Genomic DNA, 10,159 nt, shown 5'->3' on the forward strand with positions numbered 1-10,159 from the left:
GAGGGTTATTGTTTGAGAAAAGCTGATGAACAAATAGCGGCTTCACCGCCGCGCTTAAAGCACGACAAAGAAATAAATCTAGCAATGGCCAGCCGCAGAACGGCGACCGACTGGAAGAATCGGCCCATGGCCTGGAGTGACTTCCTACAGCGGCTATCTGAGCCGACCAGGACGCAAGAAACGGCTGCCGAGTATAAGAGTATGCCGAAGTCTGAAAAGGACGCAGCCAAAGACGTAGGAGGCTATGTAGGCGGCTTTCTGAAAGGCGGGCGCCGGAAGGCCGATGCCGTGCAATCACGTAGCTTGCTAACGCTGGATGCCGACCATCTGACTATGGACCTCTGGGAAAGCGTTCCGCTCCTGCTTGAATACGCCGCAGCGATATACAGCACTCATAGCCATACACCGGAGAATCCCCGGGAGCGGCTGATTATTCCACTTTCAAGACCAGTCACACCGGACGAGTATGAGCCGATCGCGCGGAAAGTGGCTGAGATTTTTGGACTTAATCTCTTCGATGATACAACGTACCAGGCAAGCCGCCTGATGTTTTGGCCAAGCTGCCCGAGAGACGGCGAGTATATATTCGAGTACCAGGACGAAAATTTTCTAGATCCCGATACCATCCTTGCTAAATACGAGGACTGGACAGACATATCTTCCTGGCCGACCAGCGAGCGAGAGAATGCCGTAAAAATACATGAACGAAAGAAGGCAGGAGATCCTGCAGCGAAGCCGGGCATCATAGGCGCGTTCTGCCGGGTGTACGACATAGCGACCGCGATCGAGACGTTCCTGCCGGACGTGTACGAGCCTACCAGACGGACAGATCGATACACCTTTATCGGCGGCAGCACTAGCGGCGGATTGGTCTTGTATGATAATCAGTTTGCTTATTCGAATCACGCAACGGATCCGACAGGCGGTAAGCTGACGAACGCTTTCGACCTGGTGCGAATCCACCGCTTCGGCGATCAAGACGAAGGGGCGAAGTCGGGAACGCCCAGCACGCGCTTACCTTCGTTTCTGGCTATGGATGAATTCATTGCTGCAGATAAGAACGTTTCATTTGAATTGAAAAGGCAAGCCCTTGCCAGTGCAGACGAAGATTTTGCAGCGTCCCTGCAGGATGATACAGGAGCCCGCTGGATAGCTGATCTGCGAACAACTAAAGCAGGCAAAGTGATGAATAATATTTACAATCTTACGTTAATCCTGGCGAATGATCCCGAGTTCAAAGGCTTGCTGGGTTTTAATGAATTCACCGGGACTATAGAGAAGGTACGAAAGCCTTTCTGGGAAACGGTTTTCCTGAAGGATTTCTCCGATCGTGATGCCTCAGAAATCCGAACTCGTGTAGATACCAGGTACGATTGCACGTTCTCCAGTAAAAACCTGGATGATGCGATAGTGACCGAGGCTAGGCGGCAGGCTTTTAATCCAGTAAAGGATTACATCGAAAAAGCCGAATGGGACCATACACCGCGTATAGGCAAGCTGCTGATAGATTATTTCGGGGTTCCGGACGAGCCGCCTTATACAGCTGAAATAATGGAATTGTTCTTCGCTGGAGCAGTAAGCCGCATCTACAACCCGGGCTGCAAGTTTGATTTTGTGCTAACGCTGATTGGGACGCAGGGAATAGGCAAGAGTACGTTTTTCAGGAAGCTGGCGCCGGAATTCTTCACGGACTCACTCACAAGCCTGGACAGCAAGGACGATATTCAAATCATTTCGGATAACTGGCTGATCGAACTTGGAGAGCTCGCTGCTGCAAAGCGTACTGATATTACGAAACAAAAAAACTTCTTATCGAGAACCGAGGACGTTTACCGCAAGCCTTACGAGAAAAACAATATCCGCATGAAACGCCACTGCGTATTTGTTGCCACCACGAACGAATACAGACCACTGAAAGATGAGACAGGCGGCAGGCGCTGGCTATATGCCATATCAGATAAAGACAGCCGAACAAAGTCAGTATTCGATGGCAGCCTGGAGGCAGTTATCGCTCAACTTTGGGCCGAGGCGGTGCATCTACACAAGACCCGCTACAAATACGGTAACTGGCTAGACTTGTCCGAAGAGGCTCAGAAAATCGCCAGAGAGAAGCAAAACGAGGCAAAAGCCGACGATCCAATGCGCGACGACATAGCTTTGTATTTGGAAATTCAAATACCTGAGGATTTCTATGAGTGGGGTGCAGGTGAGAAAAGCGACTACATCCAAAGCAGACTCCGCGGAGAAGAGGGGTTCTATAAAAAGGAATACGAAGAACTCGCGCCACGGGATAAAGTCACTTCCCGAGAGATCATGCAGGAGCTATTCAACTTCCAAGTCGGGAGTACGGATATGAGATCAGTGAGTGTATCGAAAAAAATAGGCATGATTATGAATAACTCGATGCCAGGATGGAAAAGTTCGACTGTCAGGATACCAGGATTCGAGAAACCGATACAGGGCTTTAAGAGGGTAAATTGATTTGTAATATGTAATTTCGATGTAATATAGGACGTTCTAAAAGCACGTAATATGTAATAAGTGTGTAATACGTCCTATATTACAAAATCGAAGCCCGAAAAAGCCGATATAACAAGGATTAGTAAGCTATGTAATATGTAATATGTAATTTATATATAAAAGTATATTTAGGTGATTAAAGGGTAATTAGGCTGTGTATAGCACCTATCGTCTCCTTAAATCAGTATTTTAACTTTTTTGGAAAGTTATATATTACATCCCGAAACAGCACAATTCTGAAATTAGAGAGGTGAGAATGTGAAACGGAAAAGAAGGATCGATACTCTCACGGAAGACCTGGGCGAAGAATATTCTATTCGGATGATCGATGGCGCGGATTGCATCTATCGAAAGATAAATAGCTACTGTGATATCGAAATCTCGGGAGCCCTATCGAGAAAACGAGTGCCTGAAATGATGGTCTGCGTTTGGGATATCAGCCTAGGGGATGCAGTCAATCCTGATAACCTGCTGATGAGGCCGCTCAGCTTAGAGTACTTCTGGTTTCAAGGCTTTGAGGAATTGAAAAAGGAATTGCCTGGCATCATCGAGAAATACAAAAACTACAAACAGGAGAAATAGAGAGGGGAAACCGAAATGAAAGACATAGAAGATTATGAGCTATTAGACTGGGTGTGCGTGGTAGATGAATCAATGTATGACAAGGTGGCCTGGTTCCGTCTGAATGGGGTAGATACGAAACTGAAAGAGATCCGCTTGTATCCTGATCGAGTGCAGCTGCACTACCTGCCACCGAAGGATGCTAAAGGCTATCATTTTACTTATCCGCTGCACAAACTGATTAAGTACAAAATCATGAATGTTGATACAGCAGAATTCTTTGAACAGTAGCGACAGATGCCGCTAAGAAGGGTGGTGGTGTTTTGAGTGCTAAATGTGGACATGATCGAATATTACTTTTCACTTCACTATAAACTGCCGAATGCAAGGCTGCGGGTATTTCAATACCGGGAAGATTTTTACCAAAATCAAACGCTGCATAGTTATTTCACGTACGAGGAAAGCCGCTGGGTGGTAAAGGGCTTCCGGCAGGATGTTCAGGTAGTCAATCTTCTGGATACGCTGTTAGCCCTGGATCGATATATCGAGGTACTGGAGTTTAAGCTGAAGCATTTTCGGCTTTTCCTCCAGGAGCTGCCGCAGGGAGATAGGGTAATGCTAAATATGAAATACTTCCATAAGCAGGAACTGCCGGATACTGAGAGCCTGAGGAATGCTGAGAGACTTTGCTTCAGTGAAGTACAAGAAATTGAAGAGGCTGCTTGTTTTCGCTTTAGGTTTTATAAGATGCCCGACTTCCTGATAGAGGCAGCGGAGATCCTGGATCTAGAGGACGAAAACTTCACGGATTCCTTCAATGTAAACTTCACAGCCATGTTGGAACTGCTAGGAGTTGATGCAGTATAGAACCCTGGCAACTGGTCTTGAAAAAGTGGCCAAAATACCAAGCGAGATTGAGCAGCCTGAGCGATTTGAACACGAGGCGGGTGAAGAACCTATATCAGGCATTAAGCGCCGTGAGCGAAGAAAATCGCCTGATTTTAGCGGAGAAATACTTCACCAGAACTCAGATAAGCATAAGTGATCTGCGAATGGCTCAGATAAAAAAGATGAAGCTGAAGGACTATCAGAAAATTCTGAAGGCGGCTCAGTCGGAATTTTGTACGCATTATAACCCGCTGGATAAGCTGCTTATTGAAGAGTATGAGAACAAGCGAAAGCAGGAGCAAGAAAGAAGAATTAAAGCATTTGAGAAATGGCAGCAGAACTGGAAAAACGGCCGTTATTATAAGTGATACTTTGAATCCTGAAATGCTTCTATGTCGGCAAATGTGAGTAAATGTGAGCATAAGGCCTATATAGAGGACATACCAAGGCAGTGAAATGAGTCAGAAAGGAGAGGAGACATGCAAGAGAATGAGAGCGATCAAAAGTTACTGAATCTGATTTGTAGCAATTTTACCGGATTGACCATGACTGAGGCCATGATCGGGACGGGGCTTGATTATCAGTCAGTGAAGGATGCCGTAGAAGTTTTGTGTGCAGCCGGGCATCCGATCGGAGTTGTAAAAGTGGGCCGATCGATATGCAGGCTTTACCCTTTGGAAGATGCAGGATCTTCCTGAATCGATAAGGAAATGCACTAGTTATTAAGAAGAAAAGCTGAACAAAAAATAAAACAATCTAAAGACGAAAAGGGGAAACAATTATGATTAACCGCGAAGAGGAAAAAATTCAAGCCGCTTACAAAGAAAGCGTAGTAGATACCACGCAAGAGGCGCCACTTACCAAAGAAGAAGTTTACGTCCAAGACAAGATTCTGGAGCATTACGATGACGAAGAAGAAGGTACGTTAGTATTCACGCAAGCTATGGCCGAAGCCGCAGCAGATGCCATCCTGAAAGCCGAATCTTATTTATACAATACTGGCATTGAAAAGCATGAAAAAGCCGTCAATGTTTTAGGCGAACAGGCCCAGGAGCTATCCAATGAATTCAGCGCAAAAAAAGAAGCCATCCTAAACCGTAACGAATATACGGACGTAGCGAAGGCTGAGCGGCTGAACGATCTGTATGATGAGTACGAGAAGAAAATGAAAGCCGTCATGGGTGAGCAATACACGGCAACGATGCACCACCAGAAGGACCGCCGCGAAAAGGCGCAGCAAGCACTCGAAGGCATCATGAAGAAGGCGTCCATAAACGACTTTGATGCGAAGGATATGACTTATATTACTTACATGTTGGATCATGGGAGCAATGACGAAATTCTAAGCATCCTGAAGGAGTACAAATTCCACCCGCATCTGCTCAAGATGGTAAATGCCAGGGACAGGAAGAAGCCGCTGCAGTATGACGCGAAAGGCCGTCCGATGGATAACCGTTTGAGCATTAAGCATCCGCTGCAGATGATTGCGGAGGAACAGCCTTATAGACCGAATACGAACACGATCAGTGTAGCCCTTGGCGATAGCCGACTACAACGGACTTTGACAGATATGATCCCCACTGCAGGCATACCGAAAAAAGATGCCTGGGCGTTTCAAAATTTAGAGGGGACGCAGCGAGACAAGAACCTAAGACTTGATCCATGGGGAATGCCATATTAATGACTGGAGGGATGTTACATGGCGTTAGGCAAGTATCAAGAATGGCTGACTGAAGAAGGACTTCTAAAGATTCAAGGCTGGGCTCGTGATGGGCTGACCGATAAACAGGTAGCAGCAAAAATGGGCATAAACCCGGATACGCTCTATAAGTGGATTAAGAAATACCCCGACATTTCCGAGGCCTTAAAAAAGGGCAAGGAAGTCGTTGATAGGGGAGTAGAGAACGGTCTACTGAAAAGAGCCCTGGGTTACCCTTTTGATGAAGTGACCTATGGAGTCGATGAATCTGGTAAAAAGGTTGTTTCAAAGATAGTCACGAAACAAGTGAGTCCAGACGTCACGGCTCAGATCTTCTGGTTGAAGAATCGCAAGCCGAAAGAGTGGCGAGATCGCAAAGAATCGGAATTCAGCGGGAATGTGGGTATTAATAATCCATACGAAGGCCTGACCGTCGAGGAATTACGCAAGCTGGCAAGAAGTGAGAAGTTGAAGGCGAAGCTGGAAGAATAGTCCGTTAATTCGGAGGGTGGGTGGCAGGGAATACTGAGGCATAGTTTTTTGATTTACGATTTTTCCTCTCTAATGGACCGTCGTCCAAGGCAGCGGCGGTCTGATATTTTAATACGCATATTCAGGCTATCGGGATCCCGGTAGCCTTCTTTTTGATTTATAATAGGGATCAGAGCAGCTACAAATTAAATACAGGAGAGGTGATCCTATGGCCCAAAAATTACATTTAACGGTGGAGATACCTGATGAATATGTATTGATAACGAAAGTCGAATATGAAGAGCTGCAAAAGCTTGCCGCTAAAGGCAATAGCTGGGAGAGTCTCGCCTGGTTCAAACAAGAAACAGGGATCAAGCATCCGGACACGCTGAAAACGATGATCCTTTATCCGTACCGGAGCGAACTCGAGAAGTTTGTGAAGTATCCGGAAAAGAAGGGAAGTCCCTGGAGATTTCACAAGGGCGCTACCTTGGACTGGCTCGAAAACAATTTTGAAAGAATAGCCCGAGGGAAATAACACGCTCCAGTAAGTGGAAATAAATATTTTAAAAATGTATAGCGTTTTCAATCCGATAGAATTATAATGGGTTGTAAGGCTGATTTTTAACCCCCAAGGTTAGTCAGTCTTATTTTTTCGATAAAAAAAGACTTCTCAAAAGAGAAGCCCGAACCGCTGCCTACTAAAAAATGCACTCAGAAACGCACTCAGAACGGTTTGAAGTAATTTCATTACGCTTGAATGGCGAATCAGTTTCTTACTATTATATATTGGTAATACCTGACGAAGTATGAAACACTCTAAAAATGTTGCTTCAATACCCATCGTCTCCATACATCATTATCAAAAATCCTTAGAAACGTTGATAGGACGCTATTTCCTAAATGTTTCTAGGGCTCTTTTTTTGTTTTTCACCACTCAGAAAAGCACTCAGAATGGATAAAATACGTTACATTTCAATGTAGGCGGCGAATTTTTCGGCGCTTTTTTCTTTGGCTTTTTTGGTGACATGGGTATAAATATTCATGGTTGTTTTAATGTCTGAGTGGCCCAAGCGTTCTTTTACTTCCTGGATCGGTAAACCAGCTTCAAACAATAAGCTGCAATGGGTATGCCGCAAAATAAACATTTTCAAAGATACTTGAATACATTGCCGCATGACAATAGATATGCGATCAAGAAGAAACATAGAAATCATGAAATTTTGGATTCTTATGTTGGTGTAACTGAAGAATTGTGCTGCTAGGAGATCATGGAAATAGAAGAGGCTGCAAGTTACCGCTTCAAGTATTACGTTAAGCCCGAGTACCTGATGGAGATCAGCGAAATTCCGGATAACACAGAAGAAAACTTCATCGAATCGTTTGAAGAGGATTTCAAAAGCATGCTGGAAATGTTAGGAGTGACCTGAAATAGAAAAGTGGAAACTGATTCTGAAGAAATGGCCCAAATACAGGGCAGAATTGAGCAGTTTGAGCGAATTAAATACAAAACGGCTAAAGGCCTTATATACAGCCCTGAACGCTATAAGCGTAGAAAATAGGCAGATTTTGACAGAGAAGTATTATACAAAGAATCATCAATCAAACAGCGATTATAAAATGGCCACTTTAAAGAATATGCCAGTGTCTCATTATCGGGCGATGCTTCGAGAAGCTCAAGAGGAATTTTGTATATTTTTCGGCTCTGTCTTTTATTTCAGACTGAAACCATCAAAAGTGTTGACATTTTTTTCGAAAAAAGGCAAACTATTAACATAGCATGTATAAGATTAAGTCAGGAGGGTTATTATTGGAAATTTTATCAAATCACTTGAGATCAAATTGTGATCCTGGATTAGCTGGTGTTTTGTCTTTGAGTGTTAAAGAGGCTTATCGGTTCTTGGATGATTTAGTTGAAAGAGAAAAGATTTTGAAGCATAAAGACATGAAAAAGACGTTGGGACATTTACGGCATGGCTTGATTGATGTAGCACTCAAACAAGTTCTTCAAAGCTCAAGTATTCCACATGAAATCGCAGATGAAACATCAAGTAAGTACCGTAATGGTCATACTTATTTAATGATAGAAACCAAAGGCGCAATTATTACGCCGGCAAAGGTTTTCAAATCGCGCGATGTACCAAAGAAGGCTATTTATCGAAGCAAGGGTGGCTTATTAAATAAACAATATAATCTATTTGAAGAGCCGGCAGACATTAATGCGCAATATGACGAAAGTAATCCTCCATTTTTATTGTTAACTTATGGCGGACTAAATCATAAATTAGAATTTGTCACATTGGGATTGCCTAATGTTGGGGTGTTAGGATGGATTGATCAAGTGAATATTACTAATGCACCTGTACTATTGATAAATCAGGAAGAAGTTAGCAATGACCTACAGTTAACATTCACATCAGAGGCAGAAAAGATTATTATGAGAGGTGTTGACAATGGAGGAAAGGAAGGAGCTATTTAATCCTCACCAATTAACCTCAGCGCGGATTTCGAGAGGTATGACGATGAAAGAGTTGTCTGAAAAAAGTGAGATTTCAAGGCAAATGATCTCTAATTATGAGTCTGGGAAAACAACTCCCAAGGCTGAAAATTTGTTGAGAATAATAAATGTTTTAGGTTTTCCAAGAAGCTTTTTTGTTGCTGAGATGCCTGAGTTACATTCTGGAGCGACTTTTTTTAGGAGTCAAACCGCTGCAACTAAAAAGGCGCGAGATATGCAAAAAGAAAAATTAAAATATACTTTTGAAGTATACAAAAAATTAGCTACGTATGTTAATTTTCCAGCAACTAATTTACCGGTGCTTATAGAAAAAGATATTCACGATATTACAGAGGAAGATATCATTCAAAAAGCTTTTGAACTTAGAAGTATTTGGGGAATTGATCCGGTTTCTCCTATAAAAAATTTAATTTCTACAGCCGAGAAGAACGGTATTGTTATTGCAGAGGCTAATATGTCTGATGGTGCTTTGGATGCAGTTTCAAGATGGATAATTGATCGACCATTTATAATCTTAACAGATAATAATGAGTCGTCTGTTCGAAGAAGGTTTAATGTTGCTCATGAGATCGGGCATATTCTATTACACAACAGTGTAGAGAGTGTCCATGATTATTCGTCAAAAGAACTAAAAAACATTATAGAAAGACAAGCGAATTCATTTGCTTCACACTTCCTGTTGCCTTCGGGAGCGTTTGAAGAGTCTTTATTGTCTACTTCATTAGAATATTATAAAGATTTGAAAAAGTATTGGAAGGTATCCATTCAAGCTATGGTGTTTAAGACACATTCCTTAGGCCTGATAAGCGATGATCAAAGCCTCTATTTGAATAAAAAAATTTCATGGAATAAATGGCGAACGAAAGAACCTTATGATGATTTAATTCCAGTTGAAAAACCAAGTTTGATGGATACTGTTTATAAGATGATTGTTGAAAATAACGTTGTATATCCTAATGAATTGAATAATTCATTTCGTTTACCCAAAGATGAACTTGAAAAAATAATAAGTAAATCTATCTTTGATATAAAATCTACGGAAAAAACAACTCCTATTTTACGATTAGTTAAGCAATAGTCATTTTGAGGCCTCACGCGAGGCCTTTTTTTATATTATAGGAAAGTATAAAATTTTTCAGCTGTGGAATGTGATGATAGCACATGTTCCACAGTTTTTGTTTTGGTTTCACAGTGGTAAAATAGAGGTATGAATCAGAATATTCTCCATACCATTTTCTTTGATAAGAATAACCATTGGGACCAGCTCTCTAAAAGATTCAAACTGAAGATAAGACCTGTGGTCTTTAAAGAGGTTGAAAAATTTAGATACTGTGGGGATATTTCGAAAGGCTTTCGGTTATATGTTTGTGAAGGTTGCCATGCGGCAAAAAAAGTTCCGATTCGGTGTAAAGGCAAATTTTGCCCGACATGTTCTGTCGGTGAAAGTGAGCGGTGGAGTGAAATTGTGTCTCAGGATATGTTCCACACCACCCACAGACATA

General features: G+C 42.6%; 13 protein-coding genes and 1 pseudogene. 13 read left to right on the plus strand and 1 reads right to left on the minus strand.

What is annotated here, in order from left to right; translation table 11 throughout:
• Positions 1-12 precede the first annotated feature (12 nt).
• The 9 genes from BMZ71_RS07020 (at position 13) to BMZ71_RS07060 (ending at position 6,677) form a co-directional block, all read left to right on the plus strand.
• The gene (locus BMZ71_RS07020) at positions 13-2,481 is read left to right on the plus strand and encodes a virulence-associated E family protein (protein ID WP_086988587.1); all 2,469 of its coding nucleotides are present in this window, start codon (positions 13-15) and stop codon (positions 2,479-2,481) included.
• Between the two features lie 297 nt (positions 2,482-2,778).
• On the plus strand, positions 2,779-3,102 hold the full coding sequence (locus BMZ71_RS07025; RefSeq protein WP_086988588.1) for a hypothetical protein: 324 nt from the start codon (positions 2,779-2,781) through the stop codon (positions 3,100-3,102).
• 15 nt (positions 3,103-3,117) lie between these two features.
• The gene (locus tag BMZ71_RS07030) at positions 3,118-3,372 is read left to right on the plus strand and encodes a hypothetical protein (RefSeq protein WP_086988589.1); all 255 of its coding nucleotides are present in this window, start codon (positions 3,118-3,120) and stop codon (positions 3,370-3,372) included.
• 45 nt (positions 3,373-3,417) lie between these two features.
• On the plus strand, positions 3,418-3,948 hold the full coding sequence (locus tag BMZ71_RS07035; protein WP_143071399.1) for a hypothetical protein: 531 nt from the start codon (positions 3,418-3,420) through the stop codon (positions 3,946-3,948).
• 110 nt (positions 3,949-4,058) lie between these two features.
• Entirely contained in the window at positions 4,059-4,337 is a 279-nt protein-coding gene (locus BMZ71_RS07040; RefSeq protein WP_143071400.1) for a hypothetical protein, read from the plus strand.
• A gap of 111 nt (positions 4,338-4,448) precedes the next feature.
• A complete protein-coding gene (locus BMZ71_RS07045) occupies positions 4,449-4,667 on the plus strand; it encodes a hypothetical protein (protein ID WP_086988592.1) in 219 nt (72 codons plus the stop codon).
• 83 nt (positions 4,668-4,750) lie between these two features.
• The gene (locus BMZ71_RS07050) at positions 4,751-5,650 is read left to right on the plus strand and encodes a hypothetical protein (RefSeq protein ID WP_086988593.1); all 900 of its coding nucleotides are present in this window, start codon (positions 4,751-4,753) and stop codon (positions 5,648-5,650) included.
• A gap of 18 nt (positions 5,651-5,668) precedes the next feature.
• A complete protein-coding gene (locus tag BMZ71_RS07055) occupies positions 5,669-6,160 on the plus strand; it encodes a helix-turn-helix domain-containing protein (protein WP_086988594.1) in 492 nt (163 codons plus the stop codon).
• Between the two features lie 208 nt (positions 6,161-6,368).
• Entirely contained in the window at positions 6,369-6,677 is a 309-nt protein-coding gene (locus BMZ71_RS07060; RefSeq protein WP_086988595.1) for a DUF771 domain-containing protein, read from the plus strand.
• Positions 6,678-7,107: 430 nt separating this feature from the next.
• Here BMZ71_RS07060 and BMZ71_RS07065 read toward each other — a convergent pair.
• A pseudogene (locus BMZ71_RS07065) lies at positions 7,108-7,275 on the minus strand (tyrosine-type recombinase/integrase); the annotation flags it as partial.
• A 135-nt stretch (positions 7,276-7,410) separates the two neighbouring features.
• Here BMZ71_RS07065 and BMZ71_RS14835 point away from each other — a divergent pair.
• The 4 genes from BMZ71_RS14835 to BMZ71_RS07085 form a co-directional block, all read left to right on the plus strand.
• Positions 7,411-7,569, plus strand: coding sequence for a hypothetical protein (locus tag BMZ71_RS14835; RefSeq protein ID WP_177187526.1), 159 nt, complete (start codon positions 7,411-7,413; stop codon positions 7,567-7,569).
• 380 nt (positions 7,570-7,949) lie between these two features.
• Positions 7,950-8,618 carry a hypothetical protein gene (locus BMZ71_RS07075; RefSeq protein WP_177187527.1) on the plus strand — a complete coding sequence of 223 codons (669 nt, stop codon included), beginning with the start codon at positions 7,950-7,952 and terminating at the stop codon, positions 8,616-8,618.
• Positions 8,593-9,735, plus strand: a complete 1,143-nt coding sequence (locus BMZ71_RS07080; RefSeq protein WP_086988598.1) for a helix-turn-helix domain-containing protein — start codon at positions 8,593-8,595, stop codon at positions 9,733-9,735. Before BMZ71_RS07075 ends, BMZ71_RS07080 begins: the two co-directional genes overlap by 26 nt.
• 129 nt (positions 9,736-9,864) lie before the next feature.
• The coding region (locus BMZ71_RS07085; RefSeq protein ID WP_177187528.1) for a transposase zinc-binding domain-containing protein at positions 9,865-10,159 on the plus strand (295 nt) is incomplete at its 3' end.

This window comes from Trichococcus flocculiformis (genome assembly GCF_900113645.1).
Classification (GTDB): Bacteria; Bacillota; Bacilli; order Lactobacillales; family Aerococcaceae; genus Trichococcus; species Trichococcus flocculiformis.